Genomic DNA, 19,716 nt, shown 5'->3' with positions numbered 1-19,716 from the left:
CCATGGGGCGCGTGCTCGTCACCGGCGCCAGCGGTTTCCTCGGCTCGCATGTCCTGGCGCGGCTGGCGGCAATGGGCACACCGGCGCTCGGCCTTGGCCGCGATGCCGAGCGTTGTGCGGCGCTCGAAGCCGCCGGTCACGAGATCATTCGCCTCGATCTGTCCAAATCGTTCGATGCCGCTGCCGAACACGATCTCGGAGGCCTCGATGCGATCGTCCATTGCGCTGCGCTTTCTGCGCCATTCGGCAGGCTGGCGGATTTCGAGACGGCCAATGTCGTGGCAACCCGCAACCTCGTCGATTTTGCCCGCCGGCAAGGCGTACGCCGCCTCGTCCACATCTCCAGCCCTACGGTCTGTTTTGCCTATCGCGACCAGCTCGGCGTCCGCGAGGACGCCGGCCTGCCGCCGCCGGTCAATCACTATGCTCGCACCAAGCGACAGGCTGAGGAAGTCGTGCTGGCCGCGCCTGAAATCGGCCCGGTGCTGCTGCGTCCTCGCGGCCTCTACGGCCCGGGCGACCGCACGCTGCTGCCCCGCCTGCTGCAGGTGGCCCGGCAGCGCCCGCTACCGCTGTTTCGTGACGGCCAGGCGCGCATCGATCTCACTTACATCGATGACGTCGTCGATGCTGTGCTTGCCGCTCTGTCCGTTGGCAGCATTGCCGAGGGGCAGATCTTCAACGTTTCCGGCGGCGAGGTGGTGCCGGTGCGGCGCATTGCCGAGGCGGCCTGCGCCCGCGCCGGTGTACAGCCACGCTGGCGCAAAATGCCGCTTTGGCCCGCAATGCTGGCAGCCGGTTTGACGGAGACGGCGGCGCAGCTCTTGCACGGCCGGCCCGAACCGCCGGTGACGCGCTACGGTCTCGGCCTGTTCGCCTATGCCCAGAGCCTCGACATTGCCAAGGCCCATCGCATCATCGGCTGGACGCCGAAAGTGTCCTTCGAGGAAGGGCTCGATCGCACCTTCGGCAAGGCGATGGAAAATCGGAGGTCGGCGTGAAGATCGTCTTCGCCAACAGTGCCTCTGTCAGCGCCGCCGAGCGCCTGATCTTGCGCGGCGGCAGCTGGGCGAAGGTCAGACTGCGTGTCCGCTACGGGCTGATCCTGCATCCGCAGGCGGGTCCAGTGCTGATCGACACCGGTTACACGCCGCACGTAACTCAAGCGCGTGGGCGCAGCACGGCGCTGGGTCTCTACAGTGCGATCCTCCGGCCCGAGCTCAACGAAGCCGAGCAGCCGCTGCCGGTTCTGGCGCGCTTCGGCCTGTCGCTGCAGGATGTACGAACCGTCATCGTCACCCATTTCCATGCCGACCACATGTCGGGCCTGTCGCTGTTTTCCCATGCCCGCTTCATCGCCAATGACGCCGCCTGGGCGCGCGCCAAGGCCAAGACAGCTCGGCAGAATCTGCGCCACGGCGTTTTCAAGGAACTGTTTCCGCCGGATTTCGAGGCACGGCTCGACGGGCTGTCGTCGAAGCGGCAAATCGAGTCGCACGGCGGCGTGCCCGGTGGCGCCGACCTGTTCGGCGACGGCAGCGTTGTCGCCGTCGATCTTCCCGGCCATGCCGATGGCCAGTTTGGCCTTTTGTTCCCCAATATGGAGCGGCCGCTGCTCTACGCCGTCGATGCGCAATGGTTGATCAGAGCGCTGGTCGAAAACCGGACGCCCGGTCTGCCGGCAACCCTGCTGGCCGAGGACGCCGCCGCGCTCGAGCCGACCAGCGTGACGTTGCGACGGTTTCTGGCAACCGGCGGCGAGGTCATGCTTTGCCATGATCCGGCGTTGACGTCCCACGATCTTGCCGGACAAGGCGCATGAACGGGCCGGCCGAGGCGGTTAATGCGTTTGCGCTGACGCAATGGCTCTCGCGCAAGAGCCGCGAGAATTTCGAACGCTGGCAGGCGCATGCCTTGCGCCGCTTTCTCGACCACGACCTGCCGCGCGCGCGGTTCTACGGCAAGTCGCCGCACCATCTCGGCGATCTGCCGGTGACCGACAAGGCGACGCTGATGGACAATTTCGAGCGCTTCAATATCAATGGCGTCTCAGCCGCCGAAGCCTGGAAGGCGCAAGCCGGCGATGGCCGCATCGGTGAACTGACGGTGGGCGCCAGCACCGGCACGTCGGGCAATCGCGGTCTGTTCGTCATTTCCGAAGCGGAAAAATATCGGTGGCTGGGCACGATCCTGGCCAAGGCAGTGCCCGATCTCATCTGGCGCCGGCAGCGCGTGGCGGTGGTCTTGCCGCAGAACACCGGGCTTTACGAGAGCGCGCGCAAATCGCGGCGCATCGACCTCGGTTTCTTCGACGTGACGCGCGGGCCGGAAAGCTGGCGTTCCAGCCTCGAGGATTTCGCGCCGACGGTCATCATCGCGCCGCCGAAAATGCTGCGGCACTTTGCGGCCGAGGATTTTCGGTTGAAGCCACAACGTGTCTTTAGCGCCGCCGAAACGCTCGACCCGGTCGACCGTCCGGTTATCGAAGAATTCTTCCGGCTGCCACTGGACCAGATCTACATGGCGACGGAAGGGCTGTTCGCCGTCACCTGCCGAAAGGGTGGGCTGCATCTGGCTGAGGATTCGGTGTTCTTCGAGTTCGAACCGGCCGGCGATGGCCTGGTCATGCCGCTGGTCACCGCCTTTCGCCGCCAGACCCAGATCATGGCGCGCTACCGGATGAACGATCTGTTGCGGCTCTCGCAAACTCCATGCCGCTGCGGCTCGCCGCTGCGCACGGTGGATGAGATCGTCGGCCGCATGGACGATGCCTTCCGGCTGGCCTCGCCGCATGGGCAGATTCTTGTGACGCCCGACATCCTGCGCAATGCTGTGTTGAAGGCCGACCGGCGCATCGACGATTTCCGCCTGGTCCAGACCGCGCCCCATGCCATCGAACTCAGTCTCGCGCCCAAACTTGCCGACGAAGCCGCGACCGCCGCGCATCAGGCGGTGCGAACGCTGCTGGCGGCGCGCCAGGCAACGGCTTCCGTCAGCCTTATGCGTAAGGACCTGCCGCTGGAGACAGGCCGCAAGCTGCGCCGGGTTGAATGCCGGCTGGGAGCAGGGCCGTGAACCGGCCTGGCGCATTCCCGTTCGATGAGGCGGATCGGGTGGAGAACAATCCGCGCGAGGTCGAAGCCTTCGTGCGGCTTTTCAACGAAGTGCCTGTGCGCGACCTCGTCCGAAATCTGAAGGTGGCCGTAGAAACCTTCGAGATCGCCGGCCGCTCCTTTCCACTGACGCTGAACGACAGAAGCGAGGCGCCGAACTGCTACATCTGCTCCCCGTCCAGCGCCTATATCGATTATGCCATCGACGAGACCCGCAATTTCGTCTCATCGCCCTTGTTGCAAATGGCGATCCGGATGCTGATCGGCCTATGCGCACCGCTGGTCAGGGCCAGCGGCCTCGACCATCAGGTGCAGGTCAACAACTGGCTCTATTCCACCAATCCGGTGCCATTGCTCGACCGCAAGACGGTCGCTGCGATCCGCGACGATCTTAAGGTGCGTTTTCCCGACCGCGCTGTTCTCATCCGCTCGCTGAACGAGATAGCCGATCGCTCGACCATCGCGGCGCTGAAGGCGGAAGGGTTTTGCCTGCTGGCGGCGCGGCAGATCTATATCTTCGCCGACCGTGGTTCCGCCATGACCAATGACATGAAGCGCGACCGCAAGCGACTGCGCACGACGCCGTTCGAGAGGGTCGGCGATGCCGACTTTACCGAAGCCGACTATGCGCGCAGCGAAGCGCTTTATCGCATGCTCTATCTCGACAAATACACGCCGCTCAACCCGCATTACACCGCCCGCTATATCGGCGAGATGCACCGTCGCGGCATCCTCAAGCTGGCGGGTCTGCGCCGTCCCGGGGGTGAACTGGTCGCCGTTACCGCGCTGTCGAAAAACGGCAGGACACTGACGCAGCCGATCGTCGGCTACGACACCGGCCTGCCGGTGAGCGAAGGCCTTTACCGCATGATGATGGCGCAGGCGCAGGACCATGCCACGGCGAACGGCCTGTTCTTCAACATGAGCGCTGGTGCCGCCGCCTTCAAACGCTTGCGCGGCGCTGTGGCGACGGTGGAATACAACGCCATTTATGCCGGCCATCTGCCGCGCCGCCAACGCATGGCAGTGCGCATCATGGAATTTGTGCTCGCGAAGATCGGCATTCCCCTGCTCAGGAGATTTGAACTTTGAGCGAGGCACGGCAGCAAAAAGATAAAGACCATTGGCAGGCGGTGATGCGGTCTGCCGATATCAAAGCCAAGCCGAAGCGCATCCTGTTCGACGGCGCGCCGCTGGTGCTGTTCCGCTCGGCGCAAGGGATCACTGCCCTGTTCGACCGCTGTGCTCACCGCCTGGTCGAACTGTCGACCGGCAAGGTCATTGGCGGCGAGATCGAATGCCCTTACCATGGCTGGCGCTACAATGGGGAAGGGCGATGCACCGCCATCCCCGGCCATGTCGGTGACATGCCGCACTATCGCGTCCGCCGCTACGCCGCGATCGAACGCGACGGCGTCGTCTTCGTCTCGTCAGGTACGCCCGAAGTCGAGCCCTATCTCCACTGCATGCAGGGCAAGGATGTCGTCGTGAAGCGGGTGCGCAGTTCGGCGCAATCGACGGTGCTCGACGCGGCCGAGAACATTCTCGACGCCACCCACACCCACTTCACCCACAAGGGCGTACTGCGCGGTCTCACCGCAAAGCGCCATCTCGTGCGCGTCGAGGTGACCGGCGGCGAGGGCTGGGTCGAAAGCTGTTACACCGGCGAGGACCGGCAGCAGGGACTGGTCAGCCGGCTGCTCGAAGGCGAGCGCGCCAGGACCATCGGCCGCTACCGTCACCCGGGCATCGTCGAACTGGAATATTGGGGCAAGGGCGGTCTGGCGCTGGCGACGACCTTCCATCTGCGCCAGGCGGACGAACGGACCGTCGAAGGCGTCGGCTGGCTCATCGGCCCACGCCAGGGCCTGTTCGGAGAGCTCAAGGCGCTGGCCTTCCAGCCGCTCTTTGCCTTTGCCCTGCAGCAGGATCGCCGGGTGCTGAAATCGGCCAGTGACAATGCCCGGATACCGCCGCAGGTTCGGCCGGCGATCGGCCCGCTGGATTTCCTGCGCCGCGACATAGCGGCGATCATGGACGGCAAGATGCCGCCGGCGGCAGCGGAGCCACGCGTGTACCAGATCGAGCTGTAATCTAAAGTTCACAGCGCTTGATTTTGTCTGCTTCGTGAATTATAGTTCACGAATGATCGAAGTCAGGCTGACGGCCGATTTCACCAGATGGCTCGACGGCCTTCGCGACGCTGCAGCGCGGTTACGGGTCGTTGCTCGCATCCGCCGGGTCGAGATCGGCAACATCGGTGACGCCAAGTATTTTGACGGCATTGGCGAACTTCGTATCGATCACGGCCCCGGCTACCGGCTCTACTTCGTGAAGGCTGGGAGCTCCGTGATCATACTTCTTTGCGGCGGCGACAAGTCCACCCAGAAGCGCGACATCGCCAAAGCGAAACAGATGGCAAAGGAGATATGACAATGCCCCTCAAAACCACCCGCTTCGATGTTCTTGATCACCTCAAGACGCCGGCGGACCGCTTTGCCTATATCGAAGCCGCTTTTGAGGATGGTGATCCGGCACTCATAACGCACGCTCTCGGCGATGTAGCGCGTTCTGTCGGCATGACAGCCGTTGCCAAGGAAGCCGGCGTTACCCGGGAGGCGCTGTACAAGGCGCTGAGCGAAAAGGGTGATCCACGCCTCAGCACGCTGCTGGGCGTCACCAGGGCACTGGGCCTGCAACTCTCCGCCAGGCCAGTTCATCCCGTCGAGGCGCCTTGACCAGCGGTTGCACGCTCGGAAGGCAGGAACCGGAAAGACCTTGATTCAACGCGGCTGCTCCTGAAGCGGCCCGTTCCACTCGATGTCTCGCGTCGACGCGGCTTGCAGGCTGATGCGCTGGCGCAGTGCGGTGCCGGCGATCTCGGCTAGTGCGCGCCATTGCGCTTTTCTGGGCGCGGGGTCGCCCGGCCAATCGAGCAGCTCATCGGCCTCGCGCATAGTTTGGCGGAAGCGGCCAAGACCGCCGGAGCGCAGCGCCGCCGGCAGACCGTAGATCCACATCGCCAGCCGCACCGTCTGCAGCTTGGCGACATCAGGCTTCACCTCCGGACCGTCGTCCAGCACAGCGTCGGCAAAGCGCTGCGGATCGCGGAAGAGATGCAAGCCGCTCACGGCGCGCGGATTGCACTCCAGCGGCAGCACCGTGCCGTCCTTCTCGCGCATCAGGTCGAAGGAGATCTGGCCTGTCCAAGCGGTGCCGGCGACGAAGATTTCGACAATGCGCCGGGCAGCCGCATCCTCGACCGGCTCGAAGCAGATACCGGCGCCTTTGCCGGCGCGATAGAGTGACCGGTAGAACGCCAGTGCCTTGAGCTTGCCCTCAATCGCTACTGCATAGGCACTGATCTCGTCGCCGGCGATGAAGCGCTGCGCCACCCACGGGGCGGTGGGCGAGGGGCGGACGGCGTCGAGTTCGCCCGGCGATGGCCGCGGCAGCACGTCACGAGCGAAACGCGACCAAACCGGCTTGAACACCAGTTCGCGCGAATGGCCGCGCACGCTTTCGAGATCGGCATCGCTTTGCAGCAGCGTCGTCTCCGGCACGTCGAGGCCGAGGCTTTGCGCCAGCCAGATGAAGGCGTGCTTGTCGTGGACGCGGGAAAGCATCGCCATATCGGGTGCGAACAGGCGAGCGGGCAAGGCGCGGTCGCGCCAGAGTTGGCCGAGATAGAAGACTTCCTCGCAGGTTGGGATGACCAGTTCCACACCTTCGGTACGGACGAGAGAGGCAACGGCCTCTGCATAGGAATCAGCAGCAAAGCGCGGCGGCGGCAGGCGATGGTAGGCAGCGCATGCCGTGCTTGCCGCGGCGATCGGCCGGGCAGGACTGTCGGCCAGGATCACCCGCCGTCCGGCGCCGTGCAGCAGCCGCGCCAGATGCAGCGCCACCGGTGCCCGCGCCCCGGTGACCAGCACTGTGCTATCTGCCATCGAAGACCTGCATCAAGCCCGCCCGCCCATAGCGATTCTCTCAATCAGGCTTGCGCGAAATCGGCGGTGTTGACAACGTCCCGATCCAATTGGCGCGAGGTGGAGCACGCGTCATCGAAGGCGCCGGCATGGCACGTTGCTTACGCGTCATGCCGGCTGTGTGCTGGCCAGATCGGCGCTACTCCCCACCCATCTCTTTCTTGAACGTATCGAAATCGACCTGCATGCCGTTGAACATGGTGCTCCAGTGGCGGGTCAGCGCCGCCATCGCCACGGCCTCCTGGATCTCCTCGTCAGTCGCGCCGGCGCGCTTGGCGTCCTGGGTGTCTGACCAGACGCAATAAGTGCACGGAATCTGCGCTGCCACCGCCAGCGAGATCAGCGACTTGACCTTAGGCGGCAGCGCCGTCTTGTCGCTGAGCTCGATCGCCTTGACCTCGGCCCACGCGCCGGGCAGACCAGCCTTAGGGAATTGCTTCACGAAGCTCGGCACGCCGCCCATGGTCGACTGGATGTCCTTGATGGTTGCGTCATAGTCGTCGGCTTGGGCCGGTGCGGCGGCCAGGGTCAAGGTCAGCGTACAAGCGGCGGCCGCGAGCAGGGAGCGAACGAGGGAATTGGTCGATGAAAACGTGCGATAAGCGGACATGTTTTTCTCCTCTGGTGTTTGTTAGCCTTACGATGTAAGGTGGTATGGAACGTGAACCTTACAGTGTAAGTTGTCAAGCGACGCCATGGACTCACCGATCAAAAAAAAGCGAGCACGCGGCCGGCTGTCCCGTGAAATAATCGAGGACGCCGCCTTCGAAGTGATCGAGCGGGAAGGGCTTGCCGGCTTTTCGATGCGCAAGCTCGCCGCCGCGCTCGGCTGCGAGGCGATGAGCATCTATCATCACTTCCCGTCGCTGGCACATCTGCACGAAGCGCTGGTCGATCGGCTGATCGGCGCGCTCGAAATGCCTGACGCCGGCCTGCCGTGGCGGGAAAGGATGCGCATGGCCATGCAGGATTTCCGCCGCGTTGGCCGCGAGCATCCGGCCTTCGCGCCGTTCCTCGTTACCTACCGGATGAATTCGCCAACCTGCCTTGCCTGGCTAAACAGCGTCATCGGTCTGTTCGAAGCCGGGGGCTTCGGCACTGAGCTCGGGGCGCGGCTGTTCCGCACTGCCGGATACTACCTTATGGGGGCCATCCTCGACGAGACCGCAGGCTATGCCCGGGGTCCGTCGGCGGTCAGCACGGTCAGCGACGAGCAACTGGCGCGCGATTTTCCCAATGTCACGGCCGCCGGCCGCTATTTCGGCGCCGCCGAATTCGACGCGACATTCGAGCTTGGTCTCGACATGCTGCTGGATGAGATGGAACGCCTGCGCGACAGCGCCAACACAAGGTAGTGTCAAGCATCCGTCAGTGTTGCGACGCAGACATGACTCCGATGCGGTTGGACGGCGGGCATCTCGCCTTGGCCAAATCCGCACAAACATTCATTTGGCTATTATCTTTGTCTTGGACGGACGAGGCTCGCTGCGCAGGCCATCGCCTTTTGATCCTTGGAGCGCTATTGGCAAGCTGGTCGAACACTCGGGTTATTCTCAATGCGCTTTCTGTTTGTCCTGATCCTGCTCGCCGGTATCGCCGTCGGCGTCGTCTATCCCTGGGCGATGACGAATTTCTCCGGCCATGAGGTCGGCAGCTACAGGGTCTACGAGCAGGGCCGCTTCAAGCCGGTGACGGTGGCGCTCTCGTCAAGCGACGCGCCGGTCAGGGTGCTGGTCGACCTGACAGCGCGGGCCGAGCGCATCGTCTCGCAGCAGCGCACTATCTTGACGTTGACCGCGGCTACCGGTGGCAAGACTGTGCTGGCCTCGACGCTGCAGTTCAACCACTCAGACAATCCGCGCCAGGTCAGCCCGCAACTGCCCGACAAGATCTTTCGCGACGAGGCCGGCGTGATCGCGCTCGTCAGCCCCGGCTCCTATCTCTTCACCGTCGGCCCGGGCGATGCCGATGATATCCCGATGCGGGCGGTGGACCTGGTGCTGCGCGCCGGCACCGGCGAGATCGACGGCCGCGCCCGGCCGGTCGGCTACGGGTTGATTGCCGTCGGCCTGATCGGCTTCCTGCTATCGTTGCGTTTCGGCGGCAGCCAGCCGGAGAACCCCAACTCGAAGCCGCCGCCGCCGCGCTGGGGCAGAGGCTCCTCGAAATGAGCGCGGCATGAATTACCGTCACGCCTATCACGCCGGAAATTTCGCCGATGTCGTCAAGCATGTCGTGCTCAGCCTTCTGCTCGAATATTTGAAGCAGAAGGACAAGGCGTTCCGTGTCATCGACACTCATGCCGGCATTGGCCGTTATGATCTGTCGTCGACGGAAGCGCAAAAGACCGGCGAATGGCAGGGCGGCATCGGCCGCCTGATCGACGCCCCGTTGGACAAATCGGCGGCTGCGCTGCTTGCCCCCTATCTCGAAGCCGTGCGTTCGCTTAATCCCGATGGTGGCGTGAAGAAATATCCGGGCTCGCCTTTCATCGCCCGCCATCTCTTGCGCAAGCAGGATCGGCTGTCGGCGATCGAACTGCATGGCGAGGATGCCGCCAGGCTGAAGACCCTGTTTGCCGGCGATTTCCAGACAAGGGTGATCGAACTCGATGGCTGGCTGGCCCTCGGCGCGCATCTGCCGCCGAAGGAAAAGCGTGGGCTGGTTCTTATCGATCCGCCCTTCGAGGAAGCCGGCGAATTCGACCGCCTCGTCGACGGGATGCAAAGAGCGCACAAGCGCTGGCCGGGTGGCATCTATGCGCTGTGGTATCCGATCAAGGACCGCAAGGCGATTATCGCCTTCCGCAAGGCGCTCAAGCAATCCGGCGTCGCGAAGCTGCTCGACATCGAGTTCGAGATCCGGCCTGCGTCGCGGGAGCCGAGCCTCGACGGCAGCGGCATGGTGGTGGTCAACCCACCCTTCACGCTGGAGCGCGACCTGCGCATCGTGCTGCCGGCTCTGCACAGACTGCTGGCGGTCGAAAAGCCGGCGCACTGGTCGCTGGAATGGCTGGCCGGGGAATAGCAACGCTTCGCTGCGGGCGCCGCAACCTCCAGCGAAGTCATGCTTGCCGTGTCCTGCGACAGCCGCGCGGCGGTCGATGCGATGAACGAGGCGGCGGCGAAACATGGCTGCACGGCCGACATCAATGCCCAGCAGGATTATGGCTTCGTGTACAATCGCCGCCTGGCCGATCCTGACGGCCACATCTAGGAAGCGATGTGGATGGACCCGGCCGCTGCCGGAAACCATCGTCCGCGCAACCGCTTGACCGCGCGCCGCCGAATCCGCACAGTGCGCGCAATCGACCTTTGAGAGGCTGCCATGACTCGCTTTGCCAAATCCGCTCTTGCTGCCCTGATTTCGCTTTGCACGCCGCTGGCCGCACCCCTTGGCATCACCCAGGCGGTGCAGGCCGCCGATCTTTCCGTCTATTCCGACGAGGACAGCGGCGTCTGCGGGCAGGCCTGGGTGCTGAACAAGATCTCCAGCCGCTTCTCTTATCAGGTGCATCACGTGCCGCATCTGCCTGATGTCTCGATCACCGATTTCCAGCGCATTCACCAGCATCGCTATCTGCCGGCAAGCGAAGAATGGCCGATCGGCCGCCGCTATTGCGGCGCTACCGTCAGCCTCTCCGATGGCCGTGCCCGCACCATCTGGTACCTGATCGAGGAAGGCCAGGGTTTCGCCTCGATCGGCGACAATGTCGAATTCTGCGTTTCGGGCTTCGACCGCTGGATGGTCTACAACGGTCGCTGCCGCGTCCTGCGCTGAGAGCAGTACCTTCTCCACCTTTAACGCCTGCGGCGAGACCCGCAGGCGTTTTCGTTTGGCGTGTTGACAGCCGGCTTGATCGGTCTCATAAATACGAGACAGACCTGTCTCACTGCTGGTGGAAGACCATGACGCCATCGCCTGCGATCGACAAACGCCAGCACGTCGTAGAAACCGCCTACACTCTCTTTAAGCGCGCCGGCTTCCATGCCACCGGCATCGACCGCATCATTGCCGAGGCCGATGTGGCGAAGATGACGATGTATCGCCACTTTCCGAGCAAGGACGAACTGATCGTCCAGGTGCTCGACTATCGCGCCCGCCGTTTCGAGCGTCAGCTCGACCAGCTTGCGCAAGAGGTCGCCACGCCGGAGCGCAAGATCGGAAAAATCTTCGACTGGCACGAGCGCTGGTTCGGCAGTCCTGATTTCCACGGCTGCCTGTTCGCGCATGCACTGGCCGAGTTCGGCGATCCCACCCATCCGGTGTTCCAGGCCGTCATCAGGCAGAAGAACGGCCTCAAGCGGCGCATGCAGGCGATCCTCGAGGCTGTGATGCCGCCGAAGCAGGCTGAGGGTGCTGCGGCGGCGCTGCTGATGCTGATCGAGGGCGCGACACTGATGGCGCAGATGGGTGAGGCCGAAGCCGCCATCGATAGCGCCCGCAAGGCGGCCGATGCCGTCATAGCCAGCGCGCGTATAGCGCAATGAGCGCGACGGTCATTGCGCTCGCGCTGTTCGCGGCGGTCCTGCATGCCGGCTGGAACGCCTTCCTGCGGACCGGAGCCGACAGGCTGTGGACTGTCACTGTCATGAGCTTTTCGAGCACGCTCATCGCCATTCCAATGGCGCTTTTCCATGCGCTTCCGGCGACCGGCGCCTGGCCCTATGTCGCGCTCTCGGCCGGCCTCCAGGTCGGCTACAGCGTGTTCCTGGTCGCCGCCTACCGTTATGGCGAACTGGGGCAGGTCTATCCGATCGTGCGCGGCAGCGTGCCGCTGCTGGTTACACTCGGCGGTTTCGTGCTGGCCGGCCAGCAGCTCACAATGCCCGAGATCGTCGGCGTCACGCTGGTCGCCTGCGGCATCATGGGCCTGTCGCTCGGCAGGGGCAGGGCATCGACGACCTCGATCCTTTACGCGCTGGCGACCGGCGCGATCATCGCGGCCTACGCGACGGTCGACGCCATCGGCGTGCGCGTGGCGGGCGACAGCGGCGCCTACACCGCCTGGGTGCTGTTGATCTACGGCGCCTTGCTGCCGGCGACCTTCATCGTCCTGCGCGGCAGGCTCGTCGTCAACTTCAGCGCGCCCGAAACCCGTAAGGCTCTCGCCGGTGGCTTGTTCGCGCTGCTTGCTTATGCCGTCGTGGTCGCCGCTTTCGCACTCGGCCCGGCCGGCCCCATCACCGCCATCCGCGAAACCAGCGTTGTCTTTGCCGCCTTCATCGGTCGGCTCTTCCTCGGCGAGCAACTGACACCGCGGCGCGTCGGCGCCTGCGCCGTCGTCGCGCTTGGCGCCGTCTGCCTCGGCTATCAGCCGTGAGCGGTGAGGGATCTCGATCGCGCTATTCTGTTCATGCGCTGCGGCCGGAACCCGACACATAAGCGCAGATCAGCTCGACGAGTTGCTTCTGCAGGTCCGGCGCATCGAGCATGTCGCGCCGCGCGGCATTGTGGATGACGCCCTCGACCGCCGAGGAGAGTACGCGGGCCACGGTCTCATTGTCCTTCCTGCGCCGGCGATACTGTGCCACCGCCGCCGTATAGTGGTCGAGATAGCGCGACTGGAACGAGGCATGAGCGGCGCGCGAGCCGCGATCGCCCGGCGCCTCGTCGAGCAGCACCTGATGCAGGGTCGGATGGATGCTGTGCGCATCGATCATGCCGCGCACCAGCTCCTGCGCGAATCGCTTGAGCGGCTTGTCGCCTTCTGCTGATTCGGCGATCACCGACAACACCTGATCGAAATGTCGCCGACGGATTGCCTCGACCAGCGACAGCTTGTCGGGAAAATATTGATAGAGCGAGCCGATGCTGACACCGGCGGCATCAGCCACCTTGTTGGTGGTGAAGCCGGCCCAGCCGAGCGTGCTCAGAACATGAGCGCCGGCTTCGATGATCGCCTCGACGGTTGCGCGCGAACGCGCCTGGCGCGGCTGCTTGCGCATGCGCGAGCGCGGCTTTGCAATGCGAGTAGACATGCCTGCTCCATCAGCCGAGAATATAGACAACATACTCACATTTTTCGGAAAGGATACAGACCATGAGCGCGCGGGATCTGCTTCGTAGCCTCTTCGTCTATCAAGCCTGGGCCAATGGCGAATTGCTGGAGAAGCTCGCGGGTCTCGACCAGCGGGCGCATCCGCAGGAGCGTCACGCAGCCATCCGTCTGCTCAACCACAACCTCATCGTGTCGAGGATATTCGCGGCGCATCTTTCCGGCACGCATCACGCCTACGCGTCAGACAACACCGAGGACACGCCGGCGCTCGATGAACTCGGCGCCGATGTCGCGGCGATGGATCGTTGGTATCTCGACTATCTCGAAGCCGTGTCGCCTAAACTTCTGTCACAGCCTGTGCCCTTGATCTTCACCGACGGTGACAAGGCAATGATGTCGCGCCAGGAAATGCTGATCCATGTCGTCACCCACGGCGGCTACCATCGCGGTGAGATCGGGCGGATCCTGGTGCAGATTGGCGTCACGCCGCCATGGGATACGTTTGCCGTGCATCTCCACCAGACCGAGCCTGCGCGTCGGCTGCAGATGATACGTGAGCCCGTTGGGGTGTAGAGCTGCAAGCCTTGGATTCCAAGGGGTGCGAGGCTTCGCAGGATAAGGATCGCCGCGATCCTTGGCGCCCCTTTGCCCGCCGGGGGAACTCCCCGCACCGAGGCTGGGCAGGTCCCTTCTCCTGGCGGAGATGTTAGGCAGAACAGAGCGGGCGCCGCTCCTTCAAATACTGCCTTTCATCATGTCGGGCCAATCTCAAATTATATACGAGCAAAAAACTCGCGTTCACTTTGGCGCCGTTTTGTCGTCGTCTGAATGAAGCAAGATCAGTCTATGCGATACGATGGTTTTTTGTGATCTGCCAAGCTACCGATGACCACGCGCGATCGGCGCCGCCGCAAGAGATTGTGAGCTTGACGAGAAGATCGCATGAGTCGCGACGCTCAGAAATTCTGCTGCAAAAGTTCGCTGTGACGCGCGAAGATTCTTTGCCGATTTCGCTATCGATCATCGCGAACATGCTCTCGGTGTAACCGAAATTTAATCTGCAAAATTCAGTGTAATGCTTCGCTGGCTAGACACGCGCGAGTCAGATATGAATAGGCTCGCCGGGTCACTAACGGCCAACGGCACAAACGCAAGGGGCATCGCATGGCTAAGCAGTCATCCAAAGCGCCGGCATCCAAGGCACCGGCAAAGAAAGCACCAGTAAAGGCAGTGGCGGCGAAAGCGGCAACTGCAGTAAAGAAGGCAGCACCTGCTGCCAAGCCGAAGGCGGCAGCGCCCAAGGCAAAGGCAGCACCGGCTAAGAAGCCGGTTGCGAAGGCCGCTGCCAAGCCGGCAGTGAAGAAAGCAGCACCGGCCAAGGCCAAGGCTGCGCCGGCAAAGAAGGCGGCGCCTGCCAAGAAGCCTGCTGCCAAGGCTGCGGCGAAACCCGCCGCGAAGAAGGCGGCACCTGCCAAGGCTCCGGCCAAGGCCGCCGCTGCGAAATCTACCGCAGCCGTGAAGAAAGCAGCGCCTGCCAAGAAGGCAGCGCCTGCGAAGGCCGCGAAAAAGTAATCGCGTTTCTTCGCGCGCCGGGGACGATGCCGGGACATGAGGGCGGGCGCCTTGGATACGCCGCGCTCTCCGCCTCGGCGTTATGGCGCACGAAAAGAGGGGCGAACGTAATCTATCTTTCGCAGCTCCCAGGACTTCGCCTCACGGCGAAGTCCGGTGGGGCTTTTTTGTTGCCCTGAGCAGACCGCCTGGCTCTCAATATACCGGTTCCTCTGGCGGTCAGTTTTTCTTCTGCTGGCATTTGCCTGTAGACATCGATCGGTAGAAACTCACTGTCTGCGAAAACAGGGAACCGATCATGCCGAAGCTGCTCTACGCGTCCTCATCCCCTTACAGCTCCAAGGTGCGCATGGCGGCACTCTATGCCGGCATCGCTGTTGACCTGGTGCCGATCAAGACTGAGGACAAGCCGGCCGAATTGATATCGGCCAATCCGCTCGGCAAGATCCCGGTGCTGGTGCTCGACGACGGCCGCTCGATCCACGACAGCCGCGCCATCACCCAGCACCTCAACCGCGCATCGAAGAATCTGTTGTTGCCGCGCAATGCCGACAAGCGGCTCGAAGCCGAAGTGCTGGAGGCGCTGGCGGACGGCATCTGCGATTGCGCGCTGTCGATGGTTTATGAGCGGCGCACGCGGCCCGACGAGATGGTCTATCAGCCCTGGCTCGATCGCCAGTGGACGAAGATCACCGCCGCGCTCGATCTCCTCAACGCCAATCCGCCGAAACTGCCGAAGAAGATCACGCTTGGCCAGTTGGCGCTGCGCGCCTGCCTTGGCTATCTCTCGCTGCGCTTCGCCGGCAAATGGGAAAAGGGCCGCGGCCGGCTGACCCGCTGGGCAGCGCGCTTCGACGAGAAGTTTCCGGAGCTGAAGGGATCCGTGCCGGCGTGAGGGGACCCCTTTCCCCTGCCGGGGGGAAGGTGGCCTCGCGAAGCGAGGTCGGATGAGGGAAGAAGGCAAGAACTACAAAAAAAGCCGGGCGCGAGGCCCGGCTTTCTTGTGTCGTGGCTTGAACGACAGTTAGAACTTCATACCGACGCCGAAGGTGACGCGGTTGTCGCTTTCCTTGACCTTGGTGCCGACACTGTCGAAGCTCTTGGAACCGAAGTCGGTGTAGCGGTACTCGACACGGCCGAACACATTGTCGGTGATCTTGATGTCGGTGCCGACGCCGGCCGTCCAGCCGAGCATGGTGTTGCTGTCGCTGTCGCCCGGAACCGAGATCTTCTGGTTCTTCAGGGCGCCACCGCCGGTGCCATAGAGCAGGATTTCCGGGGTCACAGCGTAGCCGAGACGGGCGCGCAGCGAGCCTTCGAAGCCGCCCTTGGAATCGACGCCGCCGCTGTCACCCTTGACGCCGTTGTAGCCGAGATCGGCTTCAGCACCGTATACGAAGTTTTCCTGCTGCCACTGGTAGCCGCCGAAAACGCCGCCGACGAAGCCCTTGGTCTTGATGTCGGGGCCGCCGTCATGGACTTTGGCATGACCGCTGAAACCGTAGCCGACGCTGACACCGGCATAGGGGCCGGCCCAGGAAGCGACGGGGAGTTCGGCGATCGGGGCAGGTGCCGGGGGCTCTTCCGAGACGACGTCAGCGGCAAAAGCAGTACCGCTGAGGGCGAAGAGCCCGAGCGCGACCGCGATTGGCGCGAATTTGAGATTGGCTTGCATTGTTGTTTACTCCTTAAGCCACAAGACACGTAGGCTTGTTTGTCTTGAACGCCATCAACCCGTCCGGGGGATGAAACGGATCTGGCACTCAACGGTTCCGAATGTCGTGTCAAAATGCGGCGGCAGCGAACCTGAAACTGGGTCATTCCCCGGCGCGAATGAGGCCGAAGCTTGACGTTGCATCTTCGCAACAGCGAAATGTCAGCACGCTTGCGATGCTGCACTGCACTCGGCTTGGTGCAAGGAGTCCAGCGTCCTATATTGCGGTCCTGCCGGCCCGAATCCGGACGGGTCCAGGCGCTGAAAAAGCCGTTTCGCCACATTCCTGCCCCAGGTGGAAACGGCATTTAACCCCTGGACGCGTCACAATGTGCCGGCTAGCGGAATTGGGGCGTAGATTGAGGATTGACAGATGATCGAAGCCACAGGCGTGGCGCTGGTGACGGGTGGGGCAAAGCGGATCGGCAAGGCGATCGTCGAGGATCTGGCCGCGCATGGCTTTGCCGTCGCCATCCATGCCAATCGCTCGGGCGCCGAGGCTGACGCGCTGGCCGCGCGCATCAGGGGCGCGGGCGGGCGCGCCGCCGTGGTTGCCGCCGACCTGACCGACATGGCCGCCGTCGGCGATCTCGTCGGCTGCGCCGAGGCCGCGCTCGGTCCGGTCACGCTTCTGGTCAACAATGCCTCGCTGTTCGTCGACGACAGCGTCGAGGATTTCGATTGGGTGGCATGGGACCGCCACTTCGCCATCCATGTGAAGACGCCGGCGCTGTTGGCGCAGAACTTCGCCCGTGCCTTGCCGCAGGGGCAGGAGGGGCTGATCGTCAACATCATCGATCAGCGCGTCTGGCGGCCGACGCCGCGCTATTTCTCCTACGCGCTGTCGAAGTCGGCTCTGTGGACGCAGACTGAGATGCTGGCGCAGGCGCTCGGTCCGCGTATCCGCGTCAACGCCATCGGCCCCGGTCCGACGCTGAGGAATGCGCGCCAGGAAGATCACGATTTCGACAAGCAGGTCGACGGCCTGATCCTGAAGCGCGGCCCGCAACTGGCCGAATTCGGCGCCACCATCCGCTATCTCTGGGAGGCGCGCTCGGTGACCGGCCAGATGATCGCGCTCGACGGCGGCCAGCACCTTGCATGGCAGACGCCGGATGTGACAGGCATGGTGGAATGAGTCCCGCAGACCAGAAACACAAGACGCGCGCCGGCGCCGCTGACGATATGCCGCCGGACATCGACCTTGAGGACGAGGCGGCCGAGGAGATCGTCGAGCCCGAGGCCGCTGGACCCGATGTCGCCTTCACCGCGATAGACTGGGCGCCGCATGCCGGCGACGCCGACGGCATGGTCGGCGCCGAGGTCATCCAGACGCTGGTCAAGCGGCTGCCCAATGCGCCCGGCGTCTACCGCATGATGAACGCCGCCGGCGACGTTCTTTATGTCGGCAAGGCGCGCAGCCTGAAGAAGCGGGTGACCAACTACGCGCAAGGCCGGTTCCACACCGCCCGCATCGGCCGCATGGTGCGCGAAACGGCGACGATGGAGTTCGTCGTCACCCGCACCGAGATCGAAGCGCTGCTGCTCGAAGCCAATCTTATCAAGCGCTTGCGGCCGCGATTCAATGTGCTGATGCGGGACGACAAATCGTTCCCTTACATCCTGTTGACCGGCGATCATGTCTCGCCCGGTATCTACAAGCATCGCGGTGCGCGCTCGCGCAAGGGCGACTATTTCGGCCCGTTTGCCTCGGCCGGCGCCGTCGGGCGAACCATCAATTCGCTGCAGCGCGCCTTCCTGCTCAGGAGCTGTACCAACTCCTTCTACGAGAACCGCACCCGGCCGTGCCTGCTCTACCAGATCAAGCGCTGCGCCGGTCCCTGCACCGGCGAGATCTCGCACAGTGACTATGCCGAGCTGGTCGCCGAGGCGAAGGATTTTCTGTCCGGCCGCAGCCAGAAGGTGAAGACCGAGATCTCTGAAGCCATGCAACAGGCGTCGCAGGAGCTCGATTTCGAGCGCGCCGCCATCTATCGCGACCGGCTAGCGGCGCTGTCGCATGTGCAGAGCCATCAGGGCATCAACCCCGCCACGGTCGACGAGGCCGATGTCTTCGCCATCCACCAGGAGGGCGGCCAGGTCTGCATCCAGGTGTTCTTCTTCCGCACCGGCCAGAACTGGGGCAATCGCGCCTATTTCCCCAAGGCCGATCCGGCGCTGGAGGGGGCGGAAGTGCTGGGCTCGTTCCTGGCGCAGTTCTATGACGACAAGCCGACGCCGCGGAACATTCTTCTGTCGCGAGCCGTCCAGGACCAGGAACTGCTGGCCGAGGCGCTTTCCACCCGAGCCGGCCGCAAAGTGTCGATCTCGGTGCCGCAGCGCGGCGAGAAGAAGGATTTGACCGACAACGCGCTGCAGAATGCCCGCGAGGCGCTCGGCCGCCGGCTGGCCGAAACCTCGACGCAAGGCAGGCTGCTCGCCGGCTTTGCCGAGACCTTCGGCCTGCCGAAGCCGCCCGTGCGCATCGAGGTCTACGACAACTCGCACATTATGGGCACCAACGCCGTCGGCGCCATGGTCGTCGCTGGGCCGGAAGGGTTTGTGAAGAACCAGTACCGGAAATTCAACATCCGCTCGACCGAGATCACCCCCGGCGACGACTTCGGCATGATGCGCGAGGTGATGGAGCGGCGTTTTTCAAGGCTGCTGAAGGAGCATGGCGATGTCGCTGTGGCCGACGATGCGGCCACAGGCGAGGCGGCCGACGATATCGAGGACGACATTTCCGGCAGTTTCCCGGCCTGGCCCGACGTCATCCTGATCGATGGCGGCCAGGGCCAGATGAGTGCGGTGCGCAAGATCCTCGCCGATCTCGGCATCGAGGACCGCGTCGTGGCGATCGGCATCGCCAAGGGCCAGGACCGCGACGCCGGCCGCGAACGCTTCTTCGTCAAGGGCAGGGACTCGTTTTCGCTCCCGGTGCGAGACCCCGTGCTCTATTTCGTCCAGCGGCTGCGTGACGAGGTCCACCGCTTTGCCATCGGTTCTCACCGCGCGCGGCGCAAGAAGGAATTGGTCAAGAGCCCGCTCGACGAGATCGCCGGTATCGGTCCCGGCCGCAAGCGCGCCTTGCTGCTGGCCTTCGGCACCGCCAAGGCGGTCAGCCGTGCGGCGGTCGAGGATCTGGTCAAGGTCGACGGCATTTCCGAGCAGGTGGCGAAACTGGTCTACAACCATTTCCACGAAAGCTGACGCATATCGCCCAAAAGTGTGAAGCGGTTTTGGGATAACGATATGCGTCCACTTTGGAAGACGGGGTGCTATTTTCGTCTGGCCAATCGAATCTCGGCTGTTGACCCCCTACAT

Annotated in this window: 23 protein-coding genes; 19 read left to right on the top strand and 4 right to left on the bottom strand. The window is 63.6% G+C overall.

What is annotated here, in order from left to right; all coding sequences use genetic code 11:
- The first annotated feature begins 2 nt into the window (after positions 1 to 2).
- The 7 genes from AC1DXM_RS18410 to AC1DXM_RS18380 are packed head-to-tail and all read left to right on the top strand — an operon-like array spanning position 3 to position 5,851.
- Positions 3 to 1,001 carry an NAD-dependent epimerase/dehydratase family protein gene (locus tag AC1DXM_RS18410; protein WP_477234917.1) on the top strand — a complete coding sequence of 333 codons (999 nt, stop codon included), beginning with the start codon at positions 3 to 5 and terminating at the stop codon, positions 999 to 1,001.
- Complete coding sequence (locus tag AC1DXM_RS18405; protein WP_477234915.1) at positions 998 to 1,822, top strand: MBL fold metallo-hydrolase; 825 nt, start codon at positions 998 to 1,000, stop codon at positions 1,820 to 1,822. The genes AC1DXM_RS18410 and AC1DXM_RS18405 overlap by 4 nt, the downstream gene beginning before the upstream one ends.
- Complete coding sequence (locus AC1DXM_RS18400; RefSeq protein ID WP_477234913.1) at positions 1,819 to 3,075, top strand: F390 synthetase-related protein; 1,257 nt, start codon at positions 1,819 to 1,821, stop codon at positions 3,073 to 3,075. Before AC1DXM_RS18405 ends, AC1DXM_RS18400 begins: the two co-directional genes overlap by 4 nt.
- Entirely contained in the window at positions 3,072 to 4,205 is a 1,134-nt protein-coding gene (locus tag AC1DXM_RS18395; RefSeq protein ID WP_477234911.1) for a GNAT family N-acetyltransferase, read from the top strand. The genes AC1DXM_RS18400 and AC1DXM_RS18395 overlap by 4 nt, the downstream gene beginning before the upstream one ends.
- A gap of 41 nt (positions 4,206 to 4,246) precedes the next feature.
- Complete coding sequence (locus tag AC1DXM_RS18390) at positions 4,247 to 5,206, top strand: Rieske 2Fe-2S domain-containing protein (RefSeq protein ID WP_477235044.1); 960 nt, start codon at positions 4,247 to 4,249, stop codon at positions 5,204 to 5,206.
- Between the two features lie 52 nt (positions 5,207 to 5,258).
- On the top strand, positions 5,259 to 5,546 hold the full coding sequence (locus tag AC1DXM_RS18385) for a type II toxin-antitoxin system RelE/ParE family toxin (RefSeq protein WP_352557993.1): 288 nt from the start codon (positions 5,259 to 5,261) through the stop codon (positions 5,544 to 5,546).
- A 2-nt stretch (positions 5,547 to 5,548) separates the two neighbouring features.
- Positions 5,549 to 5,851 carry an addiction module antidote protein gene (locus tag AC1DXM_RS18380; RefSeq protein WP_477234909.1) on the top strand — a complete coding sequence of 101 codons (303 nt, stop codon included), beginning with the start codon at positions 5,549 to 5,551 and terminating at the stop codon, positions 5,849 to 5,851.
- Positions 5,852 to 5,896: 45 nt separating this feature from the next.
- Here the strand turns inward: AC1DXM_RS18380 and AC1DXM_RS18375 are convergent, their stop codons facing one another.
- Both AC1DXM_RS18375 and AC1DXM_RS18370 read right to left on the bottom strand, forming a co-directional pair.
- Positions 5,897 to 7,063: an ATP-grasp domain-containing protein gene (locus tag AC1DXM_RS18375; RefSeq protein WP_477234907.1), complete on the bottom strand. Its 1,167-nt coding sequence runs from the start codon at positions 7,061 to 7,063 to the stop codon at positions 5,897 to 5,899.
- A 178-nt stretch (positions 7,064 to 7,241) separates the two neighbouring features.
- Positions 7,242 to 7,712, bottom strand: coding sequence for a carboxymuconolactone decarboxylase family protein (locus AC1DXM_RS18370; RefSeq protein WP_477234905.1), 471 nt, complete (start codon positions 7,710 to 7,712; stop codon positions 7,242 to 7,244).
- A gap of 85 nt (positions 7,713 to 7,797) precedes the next feature.
- Here AC1DXM_RS18370 and AC1DXM_RS18365 point away from each other — a divergent pair, with 85 nt between their 5' ends.
- The 7 genes from AC1DXM_RS18365 (at position 7,798) to AC1DXM_RS18335 (ending at position 12,425) form a co-directional block, all read left to right on the top strand.
- Positions 7,798 to 8,457: a TetR/AcrR family transcriptional regulator gene (locus AC1DXM_RS18365; protein ID WP_477234903.1), complete on the top strand. Its 660-nt coding sequence runs from the start codon at positions 7,798 to 7,800 to the stop codon at positions 8,455 to 8,457.
- 201 nt (positions 8,458 to 8,658) lie between these two features.
- Positions 8,659 to 9,273 carry a hypothetical protein gene (locus AC1DXM_RS18360; RefSeq protein ID WP_477234901.1) on the top strand — a complete coding sequence of 205 codons (615 nt, stop codon included), beginning with the start codon at positions 8,659 to 8,661 and terminating at the stop codon, positions 9,271 to 9,273.
- A gap of 7 nt (positions 9,274 to 9,280) precedes the next feature.
- Positions 9,281 to 10,129 (top strand): 23S rRNA (adenine(2030)-N(6))-methyltransferase RlmJ, encoded by an 849-nt coding sequence (locus tag AC1DXM_RS18355; RefSeq protein ID WP_477234899.1) that lies wholly within the window; start codon positions 9,281 to 9,283, stop codon positions 10,127 to 10,129.
- 39 nt (positions 10,130 to 10,168) lie between these two features.
- Positions 10,169 to 10,318 (top strand): VOC family protein, encoded by a 150-nt coding sequence (locus AC1DXM_RS18350; protein ID WP_477234897.1) that lies wholly within the window; start codon positions 10,169 to 10,171, stop codon positions 10,316 to 10,318.
- 111 nt (positions 10,319 to 10,429) lie between these two features.
- Positions 10,430 to 10,882 carry a hypothetical protein gene (locus tag AC1DXM_RS18345; protein ID WP_142867794.1) on the top strand — a complete coding sequence of 151 codons (453 nt, stop codon included), beginning with the start codon at positions 10,430 to 10,432 and terminating at the stop codon, positions 10,880 to 10,882.
- A 128-nt stretch (positions 10,883 to 11,010) separates the two neighbouring features.
- Entirely contained in the window at positions 11,011 to 11,592 is a 582-nt protein-coding gene (locus AC1DXM_RS18340) for a TetR/AcrR family transcriptional regulator (RefSeq protein ID WP_477234895.1), read from the top strand.
- Entirely contained in the window at positions 11,589 to 12,425 is an 837-nt protein-coding gene (locus tag AC1DXM_RS18335; RefSeq protein ID WP_477234893.1) for an EamA family transporter, read from the top strand. The genes AC1DXM_RS18340 and AC1DXM_RS18335 overlap by 4 nt, the downstream gene beginning before the upstream one ends.
- A 31-nt stretch (positions 12,426 to 12,456) precedes the next feature.
- Here AC1DXM_RS18335 and AC1DXM_RS18330 read toward each other — a convergent pair whose 3' ends face one another.
- Complete coding sequence (locus AC1DXM_RS18330) at positions 12,457 to 13,083, bottom strand: TetR/AcrR family transcriptional regulator (RefSeq protein ID WP_312037252.1); 627 nt, start codon at positions 13,081 to 13,083, stop codon at positions 12,457 to 12,459.
- Positions 13,084 to 13,145: 62 nt separating this feature from the next.
- Between AC1DXM_RS18330 and AC1DXM_RS18325 the strand changes: the two genes are divergently transcribed.
- The 3 genes from AC1DXM_RS18325 to AC1DXM_RS18315 all read left to right on the top strand — a co-directional run bounded on the left by AC1DXM_RS18325 (position 13,146) and on the right by AC1DXM_RS18315 (position 15,570).
- Positions 13,146 to 13,676 (top strand): DinB family protein, encoded by a 531-nt coding sequence (locus AC1DXM_RS18325; protein ID WP_477234890.1) that lies wholly within the window; start codon positions 13,146 to 13,148, stop codon positions 13,674 to 13,676.
- Between the two features lie 591 nt (positions 13,677 to 14,267).
- Positions 14,268 to 14,675 (top strand): hypothetical protein, encoded by a 408-nt coding sequence (locus AC1DXM_RS18320; protein WP_477234888.1) that lies wholly within the window; start codon positions 14,268 to 14,270, stop codon positions 14,673 to 14,675.
- A 298-nt stretch (positions 14,676 to 14,973) separates the two neighbouring features.
- Positions 14,974 to 15,570, top strand: coding sequence for a glutathione S-transferase family protein (locus AC1DXM_RS18315; RefSeq protein ID WP_112560829.1), 597 nt, complete (start codon positions 14,974 to 14,976; stop codon positions 15,568 to 15,570).
- Positions 15,571 to 15,699: 129 nt separating this feature from the next.
- Here the strand turns inward: AC1DXM_RS18315 and AC1DXM_RS18310 are convergent, their stop codons facing one another.
- A complete protein-coding gene (locus AC1DXM_RS18310; RefSeq protein WP_477234886.1) occupies positions 15,700 to 16,350 on the bottom strand; it encodes an outer membrane protein in 651 nt (216 codons plus the stop codon).
- 412 nt (positions 16,351 to 16,762) lie between these two features.
- Between AC1DXM_RS18310 and AC1DXM_RS18305 the strand changes: the two genes are divergently transcribed.
- Both AC1DXM_RS18305 and uvrC read left to right on the top strand, forming a co-directional pair.
- Complete coding sequence (locus AC1DXM_RS18305) at positions 16,763 to 17,527, top strand: SDR family oxidoreductase (RefSeq protein WP_477234884.1); 765 nt, start codon at positions 16,763 to 16,765, stop codon at positions 17,525 to 17,527.
- Complete coding sequence (uvrC, locus tag AC1DXM_RS18300; protein WP_352558014.1) at positions 17,524 to 19,602, top strand: excinuclease ABC subunit UvrC; 2,079 nt, start codon at positions 17,524 to 17,526, stop codon at positions 19,600 to 19,602. Before AC1DXM_RS18305 ends, uvrC begins: the two co-directional genes overlap by 4 nt.
- The last annotated feature ends 114 nt before the right edge of the window (positions 19,603 to 19,716 follow it).

Source organism: Mesorhizobium sp. P3_A2, from assembly GCF_056403115.1.
This window is presented reverse-complemented; position numbering and strand designations above follow the sequence as displayed.